This window comes from Kitasatospora sp. NPDC051164 (assembly GCF_044455625.1).
Taxonomy (GTDB): domain Bacteria; phylum Actinomycetota; class Actinomycetes; order Streptomycetales; family Streptomycetaceae; genus Kitasatospora.
In genome coordinates, this window is the sequence record NZ_JBITFB010000008.1 from 228367 (window position 1) to 247155 (window position 18789).

At 66.6% G+C, this 18789-nt stretch carries 21 protein-coding genes; 20 read left to right on the forward strand and 1 reads right to left on the reverse strand.

The window, feature by feature from the left end:
• The first annotated feature begins 3 nt into the window (after positions 1–3).
• The 5 genes from ACIBEC_RS14645 (at position 4) to ACIBEC_RS14665 (ending at position 3966) form a co-directional block, all read left to right on the forward strand.
• The gene (locus ACIBEC_RS14645) at positions 4–465 is read left to right on the forward strand and encodes a group II truncated hemoglobin (protein WP_360508040.1); all 462 of its coding nucleotides are present in this window, start codon (positions 4–6) and stop codon (positions 463–465) included.
• The gene (locus ACIBEC_RS14650; protein ID WP_360508042.1) at positions 462–1013 is read left to right on the forward strand and encodes a GNAT family N-acetyltransferase; all 552 of its coding nucleotides are present in this window, start codon (positions 462–464) and stop codon (positions 1011–1013) included. Before ACIBEC_RS14645 ends, ACIBEC_RS14650 begins: the two co-directional genes overlap by 4 nt.
• Positions 1014–1018: 5 nt before the next feature.
• The gene (locus ACIBEC_RS14655) at positions 1019–1438 is read left to right on the forward strand and encodes a VOC family protein (RefSeq protein WP_360508045.1); all 420 of its coding nucleotides are present in this window, start codon (positions 1019–1021) and stop codon (positions 1436–1438) included.
• Positions 1435–3153 carry a recombinase family protein gene (locus ACIBEC_RS14660; RefSeq protein ID WP_360508048.1) on the forward strand — a complete coding sequence of 573 codons (1719 nt, stop codon included), beginning with the start codon at positions 1435–1437 and terminating at the stop codon, positions 3151–3153. Before ACIBEC_RS14655 ends, ACIBEC_RS14660 begins: the two co-directional genes overlap by 4 nt.
• Positions 3154–3618: 465 nt before the next feature.
• Entirely contained in the window at positions 3619–3966 is a 348-nt protein-coding gene (locus ACIBEC_RS14665; RefSeq protein ID WP_360508051.1) for an HNH endonuclease signature motif containing protein, read from the forward strand.
• Between the two features lie 5 nt (positions 3967–3971).
• Here ACIBEC_RS14665 and ACIBEC_RS14670 read toward each other — a convergent pair whose 3' ends face one another.
• The gene (locus tag ACIBEC_RS14670; RefSeq protein WP_360508054.1) at positions 3972–4409 is read right to left on the reverse strand and encodes a DUF3307 domain-containing protein; all 438 of its coding nucleotides are present in this window, start codon (positions 4407–4409) and stop codon (positions 3972–3974) included.
• Between the two features lie 683 nt (positions 4410–5092).
• On the opposite strand from ACIBEC_RS14670, the gene ACIBEC_RS14675 reads away from it, so the two are divergent.
• From ACIBEC_RS14675 to ACIBEC_RS14745, 15 genes are all read left to right on the forward strand, one after another.
• On the forward strand, positions 5093–5569 hold the full coding sequence (locus tag ACIBEC_RS14675) for a P27 family phage terminase small subunit (protein ID WP_360508056.1): 477 nt from the start codon (positions 5093–5095) through the stop codon (positions 5567–5569).
• Positions 5544–7247 carry a terminase TerL endonuclease subunit gene (locus ACIBEC_RS14680; protein WP_360508058.1) on the forward strand — a complete coding sequence of 568 codons (1704 nt, stop codon included), beginning with the start codon at positions 5544–5546 and terminating at the stop codon, positions 7245–7247. Before ACIBEC_RS14675 ends, ACIBEC_RS14680 begins: the two co-directional genes overlap by 26 nt.
• A gap of 75 nt (positions 7248–7322) precedes the next feature.
• Positions 7323–8744 (forward strand): phage portal protein, encoded by a 1422-nt coding sequence (locus ACIBEC_RS14685; RefSeq protein ID WP_360508061.1) that lies wholly within the window; start codon positions 7323–7325, stop codon positions 8742–8744.
• A gap of 122 nt (positions 8745–8866) precedes the next feature.
• Entirely contained in the window at positions 8867–9721 is an 855-nt protein-coding gene (locus ACIBEC_RS14690) for a hypothetical protein (RefSeq protein WP_360508064.1), read from the forward strand.
• A gap of 11 nt (positions 9722–9732) precedes the next feature.
• The gene (locus ACIBEC_RS14695; protein ID WP_360508067.1) at positions 9733–10320 is read left to right on the forward strand and encodes a hypothetical protein; all 588 of its coding nucleotides are present in this window, start codon (positions 9733–9735) and stop codon (positions 10318–10320) included.
• A gap of 98 nt (positions 10321–10418) precedes the next feature.
• Positions 10419–11363: a major capsid protein gene (locus ACIBEC_RS14700; protein ID WP_360508069.1), complete on the forward strand. Its 945-nt coding sequence runs from the start codon at positions 10419–10421 to the stop codon at positions 11361–11363.
• 193 nt (positions 11364–11556) lie between these two features.
• The gene (locus ACIBEC_RS14705) at positions 11557–12099 is read left to right on the forward strand and encodes a hypothetical protein (RefSeq protein WP_360508072.1); all 543 of its coding nucleotides are present in this window, start codon (positions 11557–11559) and stop codon (positions 12097–12099) included.
• A complete protein-coding gene (locus ACIBEC_RS14710) occupies positions 12096–12440 on the forward strand; it encodes a hypothetical protein (RefSeq protein ID WP_360508074.1) in 345 nt (114 codons plus the stop codon). Before ACIBEC_RS14705 ends, ACIBEC_RS14710 begins: the two co-directional genes overlap by 4 nt.
• Positions 12437–12706 carry a hypothetical protein gene (locus ACIBEC_RS14715; RefSeq protein WP_360508077.1) on the forward strand — a complete coding sequence of 90 codons (270 nt, stop codon included), beginning with the start codon at positions 12437–12439 and terminating at the stop codon, positions 12704–12706. Before ACIBEC_RS14710 ends, ACIBEC_RS14715 begins: the two co-directional genes overlap by 4 nt.
• 13 nt (positions 12707–12719) lie before the next feature.
• Positions 12720–13133 (forward strand): hypothetical protein, encoded by a 414-nt coding sequence (locus ACIBEC_RS14720; protein ID WP_360508080.1) that lies wholly within the window; start codon positions 12720–12722, stop codon positions 13131–13133.
• Positions 13130–13693: a hypothetical protein gene (locus ACIBEC_RS14725; protein WP_360508083.1), complete on the forward strand. Its 564-nt coding sequence runs from the start codon at positions 13130–13132 to the stop codon at positions 13691–13693. The genes ACIBEC_RS14720 and ACIBEC_RS14725 overlap by 4 nt, the downstream gene beginning before the upstream one ends.
• 53 nt (positions 13694–13746) lie before the next feature.
• On the forward strand, positions 13747–14058 hold the full coding sequence (locus ACIBEC_RS14730; RefSeq protein WP_360508086.1) for a hypothetical protein: 312 nt from the start codon (positions 13747–13749) through the stop codon (positions 14056–14058).
• Positions 14059–14446: 388 nt separating this feature from the next.
• A complete protein-coding gene (locus tag ACIBEC_RS14735; protein ID WP_360508089.1) occupies positions 14447–16807 on the forward strand; it encodes a phage tail tape measure protein in 2361 nt (786 codons plus the stop codon).
• A gap of 45 nt (positions 16808–16852) precedes the next feature.
• Positions 16853–17665, forward strand: a complete 813-nt coding sequence (locus ACIBEC_RS14740) for a phage distal tail protein (protein WP_360508092.1) — start codon at positions 16853–16855, stop codon at positions 17663–17665.
• A gap of 10 nt (positions 17666–17675) precedes the next feature.
• Positions 17676–18788: a hypothetical protein gene (locus ACIBEC_RS14745; RefSeq protein WP_360508095.1), complete on the forward strand. Its 1113-nt coding sequence runs from the start codon at positions 17676–17678 to the stop codon at positions 18786–18788.
• Position 18789: the final 1 nt, after the last annotated feature.

The window sequence follows — 18789 nt, forward strand, 5'->3', positions numbered from 1 at the left end:
CCCATGAGCGACCAACGGCCCGAGAGCCTCTACGACGCGGTCGGCGGCATCGACGCCCTGCGCCGCCTCAGCCACACCTTCTACCGGGGCGTCCTCGCAGACCCGCTGCTCGCGCCCGTCTTCGCCGACTTCACCCCCACCCACATCGAGCACGTCGCCGTCTGGCTGGCCGAGGTCTTCGGCGGCCCGACCGCCTTCACCGACGAGCTCGGCGGCCACCGGGCCCTGCTACACGCCCACCTGGGCCTGGAGATCACCGAGGAACAGCGGCTGCGCTGGATGGAGCTGATGGCCGAGGCCGTCCGCCAGGAGCTGCCGGCCGACGAACTGCTGCGCCGCCGGGTGCTGGAGTACTTCGACTGGGGCACGAAGATCGCCGAGGACGTCTCCGCCTCCCCGGCCGGCACCGACCTCGGCGAGCCCGGCCCGACCCCGCGCTGGAACTGGGAGGGGCTGGAGAAATGACCGTCACCGCGCACCCGACGGCCGATGGCCTGCAGCTGCGCCCCTTCGAGGACGCCGACGCGCCGGCCCTGATCGAGGCCTACCGGGACGAGACGCTGCGCCGCTTCACCCGCAACCCGGTGGACAGCGCCGAAGGGGCCGCGCACTGGCTGGCCGCGCAGCACGAGGGCCGCGCGGCCGGCACCCGGTACGCCTTCGCCGTCCTGGACGCCGGCGAGCTGGTCGGCAACGTCGTGCTCAAGCGCGGCACCCCGGGCGGGGAGACGGCCGAGGTGGGGTACTGGACGGCGGGCCCGGCGCGCGGCCGGGGCGTGGCCCCGCGCGCGGTGGAGGCCCTCACCGCCTGGGCCTTCGCCGCCTTCGCCGAGGACGGCCTGTGCCGGATCGACCTGCTGCACGAGGGCGACAACCACGCCTCGTGCCGGGTCGCGGAGAAGAGCGGCTACGCGTTCACGGAGGTCGTCCCGGCCTTCCCGCCGTACCCGAGGGACGGCCACCGGCATTCCCGGAAACGGCTGGACGGATCCGGACGACGCAGTTCAGAGTAGGGGGCATGGCTTCTCTGGCACGGCATGTGACGATCGACTGCGCCGACCCGCACGCCCTGGCCACGTTCTGGGCGCAGGCACTGGACGGCACCCTGGGCGAGGACGACAACCCGGGTGACGAGGAGGCGCTGGTGGAGTCGGCCGGCGCCTCGCTGCTGTTCATCCGGGTGCCCGACGGGAAGTCGGCGAAGAACCGGGTCCACCTCGACCTGCAGCCGCAGGACCGCAGCCGGGACGAGGAGGTGGAACGCCTGGTCGCCCTGGGCGCCACCGTGCTGGCCGACCGCCGCACCCCGGACGGCAAGGGCTGGTTCACCCTGGCCGACCCGAACACTCCGGACTACCAGTTCTGGAGTAGTCCCCGGTGTCGACCGCCACCCTTACCCGTGACCAGCGGATATCGTCCCCCTCTCCGGAGGGCATGACTACTGGCAGCCTGCCCGGGACCGAGGGCACCGTATTTACCGGGACGCTGCGAGGCGTCCGAGCTATCCGACTGTCCGTCCTGACGGACGAGACCACTTCTCCCGAGCGGCAGCGCGAAGCCGACGACATAGTCGCCGCGGCGCTCGGGATCGACTTCGGCGAGGGTGACGCACTCCGCGAGGCCGTCGACCTTGACGTGTCGGCGAGCAAGACCGGCCCCTTTGACCGCCCGCAGCTCGGCCGGTGGCTGAGCAACCCGGACAGCTTCGACGCCCTTGTCTGGTGGCGTTTCGACCGCGCTATCCGGTCCATGGCCCACATGCACGAACTCGCCAAGTGGGCGCGAGAACACCGAAAGGTGTTGGTCTTCGCCGAGGGTATCGGCGGCGGGCGTCTGGTCTTCGACTTCCGCAACCCCATGGACCCCATGGCCGAGTTGCAGATGCTCATGTTGGCATTTGCCGCGCAGGTCGAATCGCAGAGCATCAGCGACCGCGTGACCGGCGCCATGGCAGCCATGCGCAAGATGCCGCTTCGCTGGCGCGGCGGTGGTCGTCCGCCATACGGCTACATGCCCGCCCCCATGCCGAAGGAACACGGCGGGGTCGGCTGGACCCTGGCACCCGACCCCGACGCGGTCGAGGTGATCGAGCGCATCGTTCGTGAGTTGCTGGACAAGAAGACCGCTTCCGCGGTGGCGGCCGGTCTCAACGCTGATGGCGTGCTGAGCCCGCGGGACTACTGGGCCGACAAGATGGGCCGCGAGCGGGGCGGTAAGACGGGCGGGGCGAAGGGCTCTCACGTCGTCCGCGACGCCTTCCAGTGGACCCCCAACGTCATCACGAAGATGCTGCAGAACGAAACCCTGTTGGGTTGGAAGATGCACCGGAGCAAGCCTGTCCGGGACACCGCGGGCAACCCGATCATGGCGACGGAACAGCCGATCATGACCCGCGAGGAGTTCGACCGAATCGGCGCGCTGCTCAACTCCCGCAGCATCACCACCGGGGACCGCCAGGACACGGATGCGCTGCTGCTGCGCGTGATCCACTGCGACGCCTGCAGCGGGCGTATGTACTTGAACAAGCAAGAGGGCAAGACGGCGACGTACAAGTGCAACAGCCACGCCCGGGGCGATCTGTGCAAGCTGCCGGCGAGCGTGCGCGGTGACTGGGTGGACGACTTCGTGTCCGCGGAGTTCCTGCGCCTGGTCGGCCCCGTCCCGACCAAGCACGTCGTTGAGATACCCGGGTACGACCCCGAGCCCGAACTACTCGCCACGGTCGAAGAGTTCCGCGTGCACCAGCAGCAGAAGGGGCGCCAGAAGTCCAAGCATGCTGCGGCCGAGTGGCAGACGCTCGCCGATGCGCTAGACAACCGGATTGCCGATCTGGAGACCCGCGAGAAGCGCGAGCCACAGCGTGTGGTGACGCCCACGGGTCGCACCTACGCGGACGAGTGGGCCGAGGCCGACACGAACGCCCGACGGGCAATGCTGGTCGAAGTTGGCGCACGGTTGGAGGTCAAGCGGGGCACGCGCGGCGGGTGGCGGAAGCTGGACATGCGCCGAGTCGAGTTCATAATCAGTGGCGAGCTTGATCCGGCCATCGAGGAGATGGCAGGGCTCCGGGACGTGCTCTCGGTGCCCTTCGGGACCGCTCCGGCGTCGGGCAGCAGCGTCCGGCTGGCCAAGCCCGCCAAGGCAGCCGCGTAGCACCAGCGGGGGTGGTGACGGGTGACGCTGGAGACGCAAAAATCAGGTTTCTTTAGACACTCGAACGCTAAGAGAAACCAGATTTTGCCTCACCAGCGTCACCCCATCACCACCGCCGGATATCGTCCCCCTCTTCTATTCCCAGGAAGAGGGAACGGAACGCCCCGACGGCGCCGCTCGGCGGGCCGCGGGATATCGTCCCCCTCTTCTACTTCCGAGAGAGGGAGCGCAGGACTACCGCGCACCCCACCGATGGGAACAGGCGGACCGAGTGCCCGCGCGTTCCTCTCTCGCTGCTCTGCCCGTGCACCACGCACCCTCTCGGGGGTGGCCGCCGGAGTCGTGAGGCAGAGCGCGGGGACCGCACCGCCCGTAGTAACCCGTCCGCCAGGGCGAGCCGAACCGGGTCACCGAGGTGCGGTCCCCACCGCCCCGCGAGGGGCACCACAGACCTAAGGGGGCACCGTGCGCTGTATTGACTGCCCCGAGCCCCCGACTTACCGAGGGCGCTGCGCGGCCCATCACAGGGCCTACGAAGCCCGGCCGAGTGTTCGAGCCCGCAGACGGCTGCAACGGCTTGTCTCGCGCCACTACAGCGGCGCCGAGAGGCTTCGCCGGCGAGTCGACCGAGCGGGCTCCGCGCGGTGCGGGCTGTGCGGCGAGGACTTCCCCGCCGAGCTGGTCGACGTGGACCACCGGACTCCGCTGGCCCTCGGCGGCGAGGACACGGACAGCAACGTTCAAGCGCTGTGCCGCACCTGCCACCAAGGGAAGACCGTGCGGGACTTCGGACTGTTCGCCGTCGGCCCGTAGCGGGCTCAGACCAGGACGACCAGCAGCGCGGAGAACCACAGGCACAGGACGTGCCACCCCTGGTCGACCGTGTACCGGCCGAAGGGCTGTTCCGCGAAGCTCTCCGAGCCCGTGCGGACCATCCACGCCCGGACCGGCCACCGCCGATCCCAGAATCCGTGACTCACCGCGGAGAACCCGACTCCGGCCGTGCAGCCGGCGAGGCTCACCCGCAGGTCGAGCGCGACCACCGCGGCGGCGAGCATCACGACCATTACGGCGTGGTAGCTCACCAGGTGGCCACAAAGGGCCCGCCACGACTCGGCGTTGGTCGTTCCGCTGTCGGCCTCGGGCCTGCCCTTGTGGGCCGCCTGGTGGTCCGTCTGCGCGCAGTGATCGCCCCACTGATGGGCGGTCAGCAACGTGACGAACAGGGCGGCGAACGTGCTTGCAGTGCTGTGCATCGTGTCCCCTCCGGAACGGAAGGGCGACCCCTCATGGTCGCCGCCTATAGGGGCCACGTGTCAACTGGATTGTTACAGATCGCTAAGGGTCGAGCACTAGCCGTGAACAGGGATGCACTGCCGAATGCCCCGGATTGTCCGCGTGGCCGAGGTGCAGAACATGTGACGCACGACACATAGATTGGGGGCGCATGCCACGCAAACCACGCCCCCCGTGCTCGGTCCCGGGGTGCCCCGAGCTGACCACGGGCGGACGCTGCCCGCGCCACCAGGCCGAGGCTGATGCACAGCGAGGCACACCAGGTGGGAGCGCGTACGGCCCGAGGTGGCCACGCATCCGACGCGCCTACCTCTACCAACATCCGTGGTGCGTGCTGTGTGCTCGCGTCGCCGTGGTCGCCGACCACTTCCCCGAGTCGCGTCGTTCGCTGGTCGCCCGAGGTGTGCCCGATCCGGATGCCTGGTCACGGCTCCGCCCGCTGTGTACGCAGTGTCACAGCCGCGAGACCGCCGTTCACCAGCCCGGAGGATGGGCCTCGGAGCGCCAAAAGCCCATAAAGGGCCTCTGACCTGCGGTTTTACCCAGGGGGGTGACTCCCCTCCCTCCCCACCCAGCGCGGCAGGGAGGGAAAAAACTCCGATGGCTAATACAACCATTCTTGTGGGGGTGACCTAGCGTGTCCATGTCAGGCCGGAAGCCAAAACCACACATCGCCGCCGTCCGCGAGGGGACTTACCGCCCCGACCGGCACACCGAGGGCGCCCGCTTCGCCCCCGCGGACCCGATCGAACCGGACTGGTCCGAGCTGCTGCCCGGCGACCAGGCCGAGGACGTGCGGCAGTTTGCCGCGGGTGTCTGGGCTCGGGTCGTTCCGGCGCTGGTGGTGTCCGCCGGCCTGGTCGACTCACAGCGGGAAGTCGCGGTGGAGTACTGCATTACGTCCGCCCGGATCTGGCAGGGCGAGCGGGAGTTGAGCCGTACCGGCCTGGTGGTCGAGACCGAGCGAGGCAACGTCAAATCGCCGTGGGTGACCATCCTCGGGCAGTACCGATCTCATCTGCGGGCGCTGGTAGGAGAGTTGGGGCTTTCGCCCGCCTCGGCCACCAGGATTACCCCGCCGGAACACGGGGGCGATGATGACGGAGATATCTTCGACTGACGCCCTGCCGGTCCCGCTCGAAGCGCTGCGCGAACTCGGCCTCTCTGATGACGACATAGCCGAGGCTCTGAAATCTCGGCCCCTGGTGGTCGCCAACCAGCAGCACCAGCAGTCGGGCGCGTTCTACTCGGTAGAGGCTGCCCGCCGTGCTGTGCGCGCTATCGAGAGCATGAAACACACGAAGGGCCGATGGGGCGGGACGAAACTCAAGCTCGCCCCGTGGCAAATCGTGTGGATCATCGCGCCGGTATTTGGTTGGCTCTGGCACGACCCCGAGATAGGCCGAGCCGTCCGCGTGACCCGAACCGTGTGGATCGAGGTACCGCGTAAGGCCGGTAAGTCGACGCTCTCAAGCGGTATCGGCCTGGTGCTGCTACTGGCAGATCGGGAGATAGGCGCCGAGGTCTACGCGGCAGCCGGCTCGCTCCCGCAGGCTGAACGAGTATTTGACGACGCTAAGCGGATGGCCCTTACGAGTAAGGCAATCAGAGGGCGGGTCGAAGTCCTCCGCGGCGTAATCCGCGTACCTCGCACCGGCGGTGTGTTCCGGGCCCTTTCCAAAATCGCGGAAACGGCCCACGGTCTGAATGTCTCCGGCGCCCTGGTGGACGAAGTCCACGTGCATAAGCGGCGCGATTTGGTCGACGCGATCGAGACCGGAACCGGTGCCCGAGATCAACCACTTGTTGTGTTCATCACAACCGCGGATGAGGGCACCGAGGGTTCTATTTACGATGAGAAACACACGTATACCCGCAGGGTCGCCGACGGGGTTGTAATCGACCCCGGACACTACGGCGTCATTTGGGCTGCCGAGCCCGGAGACGACCCTTTCGCCGAGGCTACTTGGCGGAAGGCTAACCCGGGCCTCGGGGTCTCGCCGAGCCTCGCCTATATGCGCCGTGAGGCCGCTAAGGCTAAGAGCACGCCGAGTTACTTCCCGACGTTCTGCAGGCTGTCGCTCAACATGCGAATGCGGAACAGTACCCGGTGGCTCCCGCTCTCGCTGTGGGACGAGAATGACGGGGTCGTTGACGAGAAGTCTTTCCGCTACCGCCGAGCGTGGGGCGGGGTCGACTTGTCCGCGGTCTCTGACCTATCGGCTTGGGTGCTGGTGGTCGAATCCCGGAAACCCGGTGTAGAGCTGGAGATCATCCCGCGCTTTTGGTTGCCGGAAGAGAGGCTAGCCGATCTCGAACAGCAACTAATGGTCCCGCTCGGCGAGTGGGTGAATAGCGGTTTGCTCATGCTGACCGAGGGCGACGCGATTGATTATGGCGCCATTGAGCGGCAGATCATCGAGGATTGCCGACGGCTCGACGTGCAGCGCGTGAGCTACGACAGAATGTTTGCCGGGCACCTGGTGCAGCGGGTCGAGCAAAAGACCCGCGGGGTCGAAGTCGTGCCGATTGCGCAGACCTACCTAGGCATGAGCCCCGGCAGCAAAGAGCTTGAACGCCTCTTGCGCGAAGGGCAGATCCACCACGGCGGCAATCCGGTCTTGCGCTGGAATGCAAGCGTGGTCGAAGTCTACAGAGACGGTAATGACAACCTTCGCCCCGTCAAGCCGGACCGGGATAAGTCCTCGGCCCGTATCGACGGAATAGCCGCCCTTGTAATGGCGCTTGACGGCTATGTCCGCAGGCCCCTTAAGAAGCCGCGCGCGGCGAGCGCATAGCGCCCTTCGGCGCATTCAATCCAGCCCCGTCCGGGCGTACTCGGGCGGGGCTTTTTCATGCCCGAGGGGGTGCGCGTGGCCGAAACGCCACTACAGATGACAACCCGCTTGCGGCGCAAGCTTGAGAAACGGAAGATCAAGGCTCGGCTTTGGGGCGACTACTACGACGGTCGCCACCCGCTCAAGTTCGCAAGCCCCGAATTCAGGGCACAGACGGGCGGGCTGTTCGAGGGCTTCTCTGACAACTGGTGCTCGGTCGTCCCTAACGCGATGATCGAGCGAATGAGCCCGCTCGGTTTCCGGCTCGAAGACGGCAGCATAGACAAGGCAGCCGGCCGAGCCTGGCGAGCGTCCGAATGCGATGTTGAGATCGGTCTCTCAATGCTTGAGAGCCTAGTCTCTGCCCGCTGCTATGCGCTGGTGTGGAAGCCCGACGGGGTTACGACAGAAATTACGTTCGAGCCCGAGTCACAGGCCATCGTGGAGTACGTCCCGGGGCGCCGACGGGTTCGCGCGGCGGGGCTCAAGGTCTGGCGCGACGGGGATCTAGAGTTCGCAACACTGTTCCTGCCGGACATGATTTACCGCTATCAGCGGAACGTGAACGGCGGCGAATGGACGGACCGGACAGCGGGGCTGCTGCGGTCCGAATCCGCGCACTTCCGGAATCCCCTCGGCCTAGTGCCGCTGGTCGAGATCCCTAACCGGACTCGCCTGGTCGCCTCGCCGGTCTCCGAAATCCATAACGTCATCCCGTTGCAGAACGCCGTCAATGCCCTGTGGGCTCACGTGCTGACTGCAGCGGATTCCGTCGCCCTGCCCGCTCGGGCCGTGCTCGGAATGGACCGACCGGTACGGGAGATCCTTGACCCGGAGACGGGCGAAGTCGTCGGCGAGGAAGACGAACCGATTGCCAAGTTTCGAAGTGACCGGCTGCTCTGGTTGGAGAAGCCGGGCGCGAGCATCGCCGAATTCTCGGCCGCTCCGCTCTCCGGGTTCATCGAGCTTATCCGCGAGCTGGTCGACCACATCGCCGCGCAGACGCGCACCCCCGGGCATTACCTGGTGGGCCGTCTGGTGAACGTGGGCGTGGACGGGTTGGCTCAGAACGAAGCCGGACTAGTCGCCAAGGTGCGGGAGAGGCACCGCTATACCGGTGCTGCCCTGCGCGAGATCATGCGAATCGAAGCCCTCGCGGCCGGCGAACCGAAGCGAGCCGAAGCGCTCCGCCTCGGTGACGTGATCTGGAGAGATCCGCAATTCCGATCGGACGCGCAGTACGCGGACGCCTTGACGAAGCTCAAGGCGATCAATGTTCCCGATGAGGCTCTGTGGGAGCGAATCCCCGGTGTCACTCCGGAGGAAATCGCGCGGTGGAAGGCGATGCGGGAGGACCAGGCCGCGGCAATTCTCGGCGGGAACCTTGCCGGGATGTTCGGCCCTAAGCCGGACCCCGCCGAGGAAGTCGACGCCGAGCCGATCCCCGAGGCCGCGTAATGGTCGACAGTGCCACTCTGGCGGACGTTCGGTACCGAGAGGTACAGGCAGTCTCCCGGGGCGTTGTCACGGCAGTACAGGGCATTTGGCGGGGTGTCACGCCAGACCGAATCCTAGCCGCAATGCAGGGCGAGGAAGGCGCGGCAATCCTGCGTGCCGTGGTCGCCGGTCAGCTCTCGGTGGCCGAGGGCGCACAAGCCTTTGTAGGGGCGTCCATGGTGGCGCAAGGGGCGATTGCCGCACCCCTTGCGGAGCTTGACGCCTCGGCCCTGGTGGGGATTGCCATGGACGGGCGCCCGCTCGCCTCGCTGCTGTATATGCCAGCGATCACCACGGCCCAATCCCTGGCAGCCGGCGAGACTGCCGAAATGGCTGCTCTGCGGGGCTTGACGCAAATGGCCATGCTGACCAGCACGACGGTTGCCGACACCGCCAGGGCGGCGACCTCGGTAGCCATGACCGCGCACCCGCGGTGTCAGGGGTACGTGCGGGTGGTCCACGCTCCGGCGTGTGCTCGGTGCATCGTGCTCGCGGGTCGCCAGTACTCGCACAGCACCGGTTTTCAGCGGCATCCGAAGTGTGATTGCGGAATGGACCCGCTCGCCGACAACACCGACCGCGCGTTCCCGGACCCGAAATCGGTCTTCGACCAGATGACCGCCGAGGAGAAACACAAGCGGTTCGGTGCTGCCGCCGTCAAGGCGATCGAGGAGGGCGCCCATATCGACATGGTGGTGAATGCCCGCAGGGGGATGCAGACCATCACCACCACCCGCGGGAAGGTACTCATCACCTCCGAGTCGACTACCCGGCGCGGGCTCGGCGGGAAGAACCTCGGCGAACTGCAGAAAACCGGCGAGACCAGGTACGCCCGCCGAGGCGAGACGCGAATGATGCCCGAGGATATTTTCCGCCGGGCGAAGGGAAACCGCGAGGCGGAAATTTCTCTGCTCAAGAAACACGGATACATCTTCTAGGAGGGGCAGCCATGCCGACCGACCCGAATTCCAACCCGAACCCGACTGGCCCGACCGGCGACCCGAAGCCGACCGACCAGGACCCGGCGAAGACCGGCGGCAACCCGAGCCCGACCGGCCCCGAGGGCGACCCGAAGCCGAAGACCAGCGACCAGGCCGACGCCCTCGCCGCCGCGGAGTCCGCCCGCGAGGCTGCCGAGAAGCGGGCCGCCGATGCCGAGGCCGAGGCGAACCGGCTCCGTCGGTCGAACGCCGCGAGTAAGGGGACCGACCTTGACGCGCTCAAGGCCGAAATCCGGAGCGAGTTCGCTGCCGAGCTGGCACGCGCCGAGGTGCGCGCGGCTGCTGCGGGCAAGTTCCGCGACCCCGCCGACGCGCTCGCCCTGGTGGACCTCGCCGCCCTCGCCGGCTCCGACGGCACGGTGAAGCCCGAGGCCGTAACTGCCGCGCTGGACAAGCTCATTCAGGAAAAGCCGTACCTCTCCGCCTCGGCCGAGCCGGGCCGTTGGGGCGACGTTGGCGCCGGTCCGCGGGAGACCGCCGACGCCGAGCCGGCGAGCCCGTACGAGCGTCTGCGCCGGGTGCAGCGCGCTAGCTAGATCAACTCGCGCAGAAACGTTTCTGCAAACAGGCGAGGGCCCTTCCGCTTAGGCGGAGGCGGCCCTTTTTTCATGCCCAAAATCAGGGGGAAATGTAAATGGCTCTTAGCCTTGCCGAGGCCGCGAAGCTGAGCACGACCGACCTTCAGCGCGGCGTTATCGAGACTTTCGTTCAGGAGTCTCCCATTCTCGACCGGCTGCCCCTCATGACCATTGAGGGAAACGCCTACGCCTACAACTCCGAAGCGACGCTGCCGGGCGTTGAGTTCCGAGCCGTGAACGCCGCGTACAGCGAGTCCACCGGCACCGTGAACACCAAGACCGAGTCTCTGGTAATCCTCGGTGGTGACGCCGATGTGGATACGTTCATTGCCAAGACCAGGGGTAACCTGAATGACCAGCGAGCCATTCAGGAACAGCTCAAGGTCAAGGCGTCCGCTTACAAGTTTCAGGACGCCTTTTTCAACGGCGACACCGCCACGGACCCGCAGGGCTTTGACGGCCTGCGAAAGCGCCTGGTTGGCGCTCAGGTCCTTTCCGCGGGCACCAACGGCATGGGTCCGATCGCCGGTGGTCACGATTTCTTCGACGCGCTTGACGCCCTGATTGCGCAGGTCCCGGGCCTGTCCGCGGGTAACGGCGCCCTGTACGCAAACCGGAAGATCATCGCCAAGATTGCCAGTTCGGCCCGTCGCCTCGGCGGTTACGAGATGGTACAGGAGGCCCTTACCGGTAAGCGCGTCGCCACGTACCAGGGCATTCCGCTGCTCGACCCGGGCCAGACTGCCGCGGGCGTCGACATTCTGCCGACCACCGAGACGCAGGGCACCGCCACCGACGCCAGCAGCATTTACGCCGTGAAGTTCGGCCGCTCCGAGGGCGACAAGGCCGTGACCGGTCTCACCAACGGTGGCGTGACCGTTCGGGACCTCGGCGAGCTGGACAGCAAGCCCGCTTTCCGGACTCGAATTGAGTTCTTCTGTGGCGTCGCCCTTTTCGGTGGCCAGGCTGCCGCGCGCCTTAACGGCGTTCAGGCCAAGTAAGGGGGGTCGGAATGCCGCCGCGTAAGCGCGCTGCGGTGCCGCCCTCTCGAATTCCGCACACGGATTCTTGCCGTTCCTCCGCCCGTTTCGAGCGCTTTCCGGTGCCCGAGACGGGCGGGGCGGCCCGGACCGTCACGCGGTGTCTGGAGTGCGGCGCGCAGATCATCACCGACGACCAGCCGAGGGGGACGCCGTGACCGCACTTCCCCCGCTCGCCACTGTCGATCAGCTCGCCACGTGGCTGCAGCGGACCCCGGCCGAACTGCCCGAGGGCGCCGCCCTGGTGCTCGACGTGGCAAGCCGGATCGTACGGACCGAGGCCCGGTCTGACTTCACCCGTCGCTCGACCACCGCCATGTTCAACCCGCGGGACGGAGTGATCCGGCTTCCGCTCCGGCCGGTCGTTTCGGTGGACGCCGTGACGGTCGCCGGCGGGGTGGTCGAGCCCTCGGGTTGGCTGCTGGTTGGCGACCGGCTTCGGGTACTGCGGTACCCGCACACTCCGGCTCTGGTCACCTACACCTCGGGGTACTCCGTGGTGCCGGGCGACGTGCTCGCCGTGACGCTCACGCTCGCCGCCCGGATCATCAACAACCCGGCCGACTTGCGACAGGAAGCCGTCGGCGGAGTTTCCGTCACGTACGCCTCGGAGACCATCGGGGCGTCCCTCGCCGAGGCCGAGCGGGACCAGCTCTCGCGGTACCGGCGCCGGGTGTCCATGGTGGGGCTCGAATGACGCTCCGCTACCGACAGACTGCCGTAACTCACCGCGCCCCGTTCGTAGTTGACCGCTACGGCAACACGACCAGCGAGCGCGATTGGACCAGGGCGACCAGCACGACCGTGCCCCGGGTCGAGGTGCTGCCGGACGTGTCCACCGAGGACACCGGAGACCGGCCCGTGGTGGTCACCGGGTGGCGGCTGATCACCCGCCGCGGGGTCGACGTGGACCTGTTGCCGGGGGACCGGGTGACCGCCCTCGGCCGGCTGCTCGAAGTCGAGGGCGAGCCGATGCGCTACCCGCTTGGCGACCGCCACCACCACACCGAGGTTCGTCTTAAGGCGGTGACCGGGTGACGAAGTTCCGGAAGTTCAAGGCCAACAAATCCGGGATCAAAAGCCTTATGAAGCTGCCCGAAGTCGGGGCCGAACTCGGGAAAATCGCCCGGCGTATCGCTGCCTCGGCGGGCTCGGGTGGCGGTATCTACAAGACCGACCAGGAAACCGGCCGTCAGCGAATCCGCTCGGCAGTCATGGGTAACTACGACTTCCCGGCGGCGAACGCGGACCGCGAGAGTTCCCGCCGGGACTTGCTCCGCGGGCTGGATGGTGCCAATGAGTAGGCCCGTCGTCCTCATGCCCGATGCGGTCGCCGTGGTTACCGGATATCTCCGGCAGGCCCTCGCCCTGGCGGGCCGACCCGTCCCCGTTGTCTCCCGAGTCCCCTCGCCCCGCCCGCCGGAATTCATCCGGGTCGAGCGGGTCGGGGGCACCCGGCCAACGCCGGTATCCGACCGGGCCCGGCTCGATATCCACGCCTGGTCGCCGACGGAATCCGGGGCGCACGATCTCGCCGCCCTGGTGCGGGCGTTGCTCGACTCGATCCCGGGCGTGCGCGACGAAGTCACGGTGTATCGGATTACCGAAGTCGGTGGGCTCATGTGGATGCCTGACGACCAGTCCGGCAGCCCTCGGTACGCCTTCGCCGTCGAAATCCACATGCGGGGCCGAGTGCTCCCCGCGCTGAATCTTTCCAAGGGGGATGAATGACGCTCAACGCAAATCAGGTCCGCGTGGCCATTACCGGCGCTGCCTATTCCGCGTCGAAGGGCACCACGGCACCGGTCGACGCAACGACCGCATGGCCGGCTGCTGCAGTCGATATCGGCTGGATTTCGGATGACGGAATCACCGAATCCAACTCCGCCGACACGACCGAGATCAAGGCATGGCAGGGCGGGGCCACGGTCCGGAAGGTCGTTTCCAGCTCGGAAATGACGTTCAAGTTTACGGCGATCGAGACCAGCAAGACCACGCTTGAGCTTTACCACCGGGGCTCTAAGGTGACCGGCACAAGCGGTAAGGCTGTGCTCGCAATCAAGGCGCCGGGTCCGGATCGCAGGATGTTCGGATTCGACGTTGTCGACGGCACCAGCCATATCCGAATCGTCGTTCCGGATGGTGAGGTGACCGAGGTCGGGGACCTGGTTTACAAGGGCGATGAGGCCCTTTCCTACGAACTCACCATCACGGCTTACCCGGCGGCTGACGGCACCGTGTGCATCAAGTTCAGCGACGACCCGGCATGGCTCAACACTCCGGCGCCGTAACCCCCTTTTTGCCCTTTCGCAGGAACGTTTCTGCAAGATCGTGAGGTAGAACCTTGAGCGACGTTTTCAACCTTGACGTATGGGTGGCCGAAGCCCGGCGCGAGCCCTTTCGCTTTGCCCTCGGCGGGACGACGTTCGTCCTTCCGGCGGCCGGTGATCTGGATAAGGGCATCCTCGCCGCGGTGAACGTCGACAGCCCTTCCGCCGTCGATATCGTCGCGCTGTTGCGGGCTGGTCTCGGCGACCAGTGGCAGGAGTTCGACGCGCTGCCCGTGCCTATTAGCGCCGTCGGCGAGCTGTTCCGTCGGTGGCAGCGGCACCAGGGCGTGATGCCGGGGGAATCCGAGCCCTCGCCGAATTCCTGACCGAGCACGGCGAGGCTATCGAAGCCGACTTCCAAAGGTACTACGGGACCGATATCCGGGACCTTTGGCGGCCCGCCTCGGGACTGACATGGCGCCGCTTCCGAGCGCTTCTCTCGGGCCTCCCGCCGGATTCCGCACTGGCCCGATCGCTTGCCGGTCCCGACGTCGGGTGGACGCTGGAAACACAGCTACTCGCCGCCGTCCACGACCGGCTGTCCGAGGCAAATTGGCAGCGCGGTAACGCCGGAGCCAAGAGCCCGAGCCGGCGACCCGATCCGATTCCCCGCCCTGGCGTTACGGCGCCCGGCCGAATCGGCTCGACCACCCGGAGCCCGCAGGAAGTCGCCGCCTATCTGGAGCGATTCCAGCCGACCGCCGGGGGTGATTAATGGCCGTCGAAGTCGGCATGGGCTATCTGTCCATCGTGCCCGAGGTCGAGGGGTTCGCCCGAGAGCTAGAGCAGCAGGTCACAGGCCCTGCGGAGCAAGCGGGCGAGGCGGCCGGGCAGCAGGGCGGACAGGCAGCCGGCGAGGGTTTCACCGGCAAGATGGGCGGGGTCCTTAAGGGGTCTCTCCTGGCGGTCGGTCTGGCTGCCGCGGCAATTCTTGTAAAGGGCTTCTCAGACGCTCTCGACCAGGGCGCCATCAATGGGAAGATCCAAGCTTCCCTAGGTAGCACGCCCGAGGAGGCAGCCCGGTACGGAAAGGCTGCCGGGCAGCTTTACGCACACGGCGTCACAGAGAATGTCGAGGAAGCCGCACAGGCAATCTCCGGGGTAATGCGGTCAGGCATCCTGCCCCCGGATGCAACGAATGCACAGATCGAATCCATTACCGGGAAGGTAACGGATCTCAGCAACACGTTTGAGCTGGACTTGGGCCAGACCAGTAACGCGGTCGGGCAGATGCTCAAAAACGGGTTGGCCAAAGACGGCACGGAAGCCCTGGACATTCTCACCAAGGGAATGCAGCAGATGGGCCCGCGTGCCGACGACATGGCCGACACCATGAACGAGTATTCAACCAAGTTCCGGGATCTCGGGCTTTCGGCTGCTGACGCCATGGGGCTTATGTCTCAGGGCATGGCGGCGGGCGCACGTGATACCGATGTGGTGGCTGACGCTCTTAAAGAGTTTCAAATCCGGGCCACCGATGGCAGTAAGGCAAGCACCGAGGCATACGAGGCTATCGGCCTTAACGCCGAGGCAATGACGGCGAAGATCGCTAAGGGCGGCCCTGGTGCCCGAGAAGGATTGCAGCAAGTCCTAGACGGGCTCAAGGGAATTAAGGACCCGGCCGAAAGGTCGGCGGCTGCTGTCGGGCTTTTTGGAACTAAGGCCGAGGACATGGGACAAGCCCTTTGGGCGCTCGATCCCAGTACGGCCGTAAAGGCTCTCGGAGATACCGCCGGAGCCGCCGACAAAATGGGCGACGCGCTGCACAACAATGCGCAAGCCAAAATCGAGGGATTCAAGCGGAGCCTTGAAGTCGGAGTTTCGAACTTCATAGGTGACAATGTGATTCCCGTGCTGGAACGAGGCGGGGCCGTAGTGGCGTCCGTCTTCGGTCCGGCGCTGGATTACGGCAAGCAACTCGCCTCGGGGTTCTTCGGGATATTCAGTGGCCCGGGACCTTCCGCCGTCGGCTCTTTCGGTCAGACCGTGGTCGGGCTCGCGGGCGGTGTCCGGGACGATCTCATGCCCGGACTCCGCGGCATTGTCGACGTGGCACAGTCGACCCTTCTCCCTGCGCTGCAGGGTCTCGGACGGGTTGTCGCGCAGGAGCTTTTCCCCGCGATGATGACCGTCTATTCAGCGGTCGCCTCGGCGGTCGTGCCAATCCTGTCCGGCCTCGCTCGAATCCTGCTCGAAACTGTCTGGCCCGCCGCAATGCGGATCTACGCCGCTTTCGCCGAAAATCTGCAACCCATCTTCTCGGCCGTCTCGGACTTTATGCGGGACCGGGTCGCGCCGGCTGCCGAGCTGATCGGCGGCAAGCTGCGGGAGCTGGTCGACAAGGCACAGCCCGTAATTTCCGTGGTGACCTCGCTGATTTCTTGGCTTGGCCGCCTCGCCGCCGACATTCTCGGCGCCGTGATTCCCGTGATTATCCGATTTGCAGGGCCGATCTTCTCCGACTTGTTCGGAGCCCTCGGAACTGCCATCGGCTGGGTCGGAAACTTTATCGAGTGGGTGGGCAAGATCGCCGTCCGCATCAAGGATGCGGGCAAGGCAGTAGTCGACTTCGTCAAGGAATCGGCCGGGAAATTTGGCGAGTTCATAGATTACATCAAGGGCCTTCCCGACCGGATCAAGGAAGCCGCGGGAAATTTCAAGGATCTACTTGTCGAAAAGGGCAAGGATCTTGCTCGCGGAATTTGGGACGGCATTTCCGGCATGGGCGGCTGGCTGAAAGACAAGCTGATCGGCTGGGCCAAAAGTGCAATTCCCGGGCCCATCGCCGACGCGCTCGGAATCAAATCTCCGTCCCGCGTTATGGCGGCCCGAGTCGGCCGGTGGATTCCCGCCGGAATTGTCGAGGGCGTCGACCAGGCCGAGCCGGACCTAACCGCGAGGCTCCGCGCCCTGGTGACCGTCCCGCCCGTCCGGGTGCCCGCTCCGGTGCTCGCCCTGGCGGGCTCCGCGGCGACCAGCTCGGCGCCGTCCATCACGGTCAACGCCCGCACCGAGGCGAGCCCGTACGAGATCGGCCGCGAGCTTGCATGGCAACTCAGAGTAGGGGGTGCGTAGTTGGCTGCTTTCACTGGGCAGCCGTGGACGATGGAGTACGGGGGCGTGCTGCTCGGCGGCCCCGGCTCCGTCGTACTGCATGAGCCGTCCGGACTGCTGGACTCGCCCGAAGTGCGGACGGCCGATCGGCTGCTACTGCAGCGGCACGGAGCGAGCGCCGGGACCGACTACCTCGGGGCCCGTGTGGTGCACCTCGGGCTCACTGTGCTTGACGACCCCGGGACCGTCGCGGACGTGCTCCGTGTGTTCCAGCCCGGGGGCGGGGATCGCCTGTTGCGGTTCTCCGTCCCCGGGGTGGCCGGTGGGCTCGGCCGGCTCACGGCCCGAACCCGGAAGCGGGCGACCCCGACCGGCGCCGTGTTCGCCGCGGGCGCCGTCCGCTTCGACGTGGAGCTGTACGCCGCGGACCCGCTGTTGTACGGCGACCAGCAGTCCACGGCGCGAGTCCTGCCCGTGGCTGCCCGCGGGTCGGTGAAGCTATTCCCGTTCCGGTTCCCGTTCGGCGTGATGAAAGCGGGAGCGGCGTTCATCGCTCCGCCCGCGGATATCACGGTGGACGGTAATACGCCGACGTGGCCGACCTACACGATTACCGGGCCGGTCGTGAACCCGACCGTACTCAACCGCGCAACGGGCGAGCGGATCACGGTACAGCTCACGGTGCCGACCGCCGAGGTTCTGACGATTGAGACACGGACTCGCTCTGTGCTTCTCAACGGGGCCTCGCGGTACGGCGCTTTGAGCCCGGATTCCGTCTGGTTTCCGCTCCGGCCCGGCACGGCGAGGCTCGAATTTGATGACCTGTTGGGCGACAAGAACCGGGGTGCCGATGTGCGTTGGCGCTCCGCGTGGATCTAGGGGGTAAGGCATGGCAGGAGGTATCCGGGCGCCAATCTATCTGCACAAGGGCGAATACGACTCGGCGGACTTCCGGGCCGTTCTGTCGGATATCCGGGGCCTGAATATCGGGGTGATCCCCGGATCGGCCGGCGACGGGCTCAAGGTGACTGCTGTCTCTGGCAGCTCGGCCCGTGTGGCGGTGGCTGGTGGCCGTGCGTGGGTGCCGCTGACGAAGTCCGCTGTGCGAGATCCGCGACACGCCTATTACGTCGACCTGCCGAGTCCCGGAGTCCAATTCAATTTGGGCACCGCCTCGGCTACTGCTGACCGCTATGACGTGATCGTGGCCCGGGTGTCCGACGACAGTGACGTGACCGCGTACGCCGAGGTGCCCCTAGCGAATTACGCGCCGGGCAATCTCGCTCCGGGCTGGTGCATTGACGTGGTCCGCGGAACGGACGGAGCGGCGGCACCGAGCGTGCCCTATGACTCCTATCTTGCCCTCGCCAAGGTGCGCGTCAGGAAGGGCGCCACATCGGTTTCAGCGGCCGATATCGAAGACCTTCGGTACTCGACAGCCGGCCAGGGCGACCCGACCCCGATTGTCCCCCTGCGGACTGCAGCGGGGCAGGGCGTCGCCGCTGTCGCCGCCAACCAGGCCCGAGGCGGCCTGATCTACTCGGCCGACGAAGACCGGGTGTACGTCAAGGGCACTACGGACGCGAAACCGCTGGTGAACCGAGCGTTCCTGACGGGCCAGACCGGCCGGGGTTCTAGCGGCTGGTGGGGTGTCGACGCCCCGGGCGCGGACATGTCCGGGATGGTTCTCCGGTACGACGGGCCAGCCGTTGCGTACGACCGTGTGGGGATCGTGACCTATCAGATTCGGGTTACCGCTCCCGCGGACCGCGAGGGTTGGCATTCCATCTGGACGTGGTCCGACACGGCCGTCTACTGGGAATCCCTGCGCATGTACGAACGGGCTAACCAGGGATTGACCCCGCATTGGGGAGCGGCACAGGTTCTCATCCCGAAGAACAAGCCGCTCAAGGTATGGCACTCCCTCTACGCACAGGGCGGCTTTGCACAGTTCGACGAGTGGCAGTCGTATTCGCAAATGACCGTGATTCCGCTGGAGTGAG

What these genes read in the sequence shown, in the direction of transcription:
- ACIBEC_RS14735 (WP_360508089.1), top strand. Translation starts at nt 14,447, where the DNA reads ATGGCCGTCGAAGTCGGCATGGGCTATCTGTCCATCGTGCCCGAGGTC.
- ACIBEC_RS14690 (WP_360508064.1), top strand. Translation starts at nt 8,867, where the DNA reads ATGCAGGGCGAGGAAGGCGCGGCAATCCTGCGTGCCGTGGTCGCCGGT.
- ACIBEC_RS14745 (WP_360508095.1), top strand. Translation starts at nt 17,676, where the DNA reads ATGGCAGGAGGTATCCGGGCGCCAATCTATCTGCACAAGGGCGAATAC.
- ACIBEC_RS14675 (WP_360508056.1), top strand. Translation starts at nt 5,093, where the DNA reads ATGTCAGGCCGGAAGCCAAAACCACACATCGCCGCCGTCCGCGAGGGG.
- ACIBEC_RS14725 (WP_360508083.1), top strand. Translation starts at nt 13,130, where the DNA reads ATGACGCTCAACGCAAATCAGGTCCGCGTGGCCATTACCGGCGCTGCC.
- ACIBEC_RS14650 (WP_360508042.1), top strand. Translation starts at nt 462, where the DNA reads ATGACCGTCACCGCGCACCCGACGGCCGATGGCCTGCAGCTGCGCCCC.
- ACIBEC_RS14655 (WP_360508045.1), top strand. Translation starts at nt 1,019, where the DNA reads ATGGCTTCTCTGGCACGGCATGTGACGATCGACTGCGCCGACCCGCAC.
- ACIBEC_RS14645 (WP_360508040.1), top strand. Translation starts at nt 4, where the DNA reads ATGAGCGACCAACGGCCCGAGAGCCTCTACGACGCGGTCGGCGGCATC.
- ACIBEC_RS14660 (WP_360508048.1), top strand. Translation starts at nt 1,435, where the DNA reads ATGACTACTGGCAGCCTGCCCGGGACCGAGGGCACCGTATTTACCGGG.
- ACIBEC_RS14700 (WP_360508069.1), top strand. Translation starts at nt 10,419, where the DNA reads ATGGCTCTTAGCCTTGCCGAGGCCGCGAAGCTGAGCACGACCGACCTT.
- ACIBEC_RS14695 (WP_360508067.1), top strand. Translation starts at nt 9,733, where the DNA reads ATGCCGACCGACCCGAATTCCAACCCGAACCCGACTGGCCCGACCGGC.
- ACIBEC_RS14670 (WP_360508054.1), bottom strand. Translation starts at nt 4,409, where the DNA reads ATGCACAGCACTGCAAGCACGTTCGCCGCCCTGTTCGTCACGTTGCTG.
- ACIBEC_RS14680 (WP_360508058.1), top strand. Translation starts at nt 5,544, where the DNA reads ATGATGACGGAGATATCTTCGACTGACGCCCTGCCGGTCCCGCTCGAA.
- ACIBEC_RS14720 (WP_360508080.1), top strand. Translation starts at nt 12,720, where the DNA reads ATGCCCGATGCGGTCGCCGTGGTTACCGGATATCTCCGGCAGGCCCTC.
- ACIBEC_RS14710 (WP_360508074.1), top strand. Translation starts at nt 12,096, where the DNA reads ATGACGCTCCGCTACCGACAGACTGCCGTAACTCACCGCGCCCCGTTC.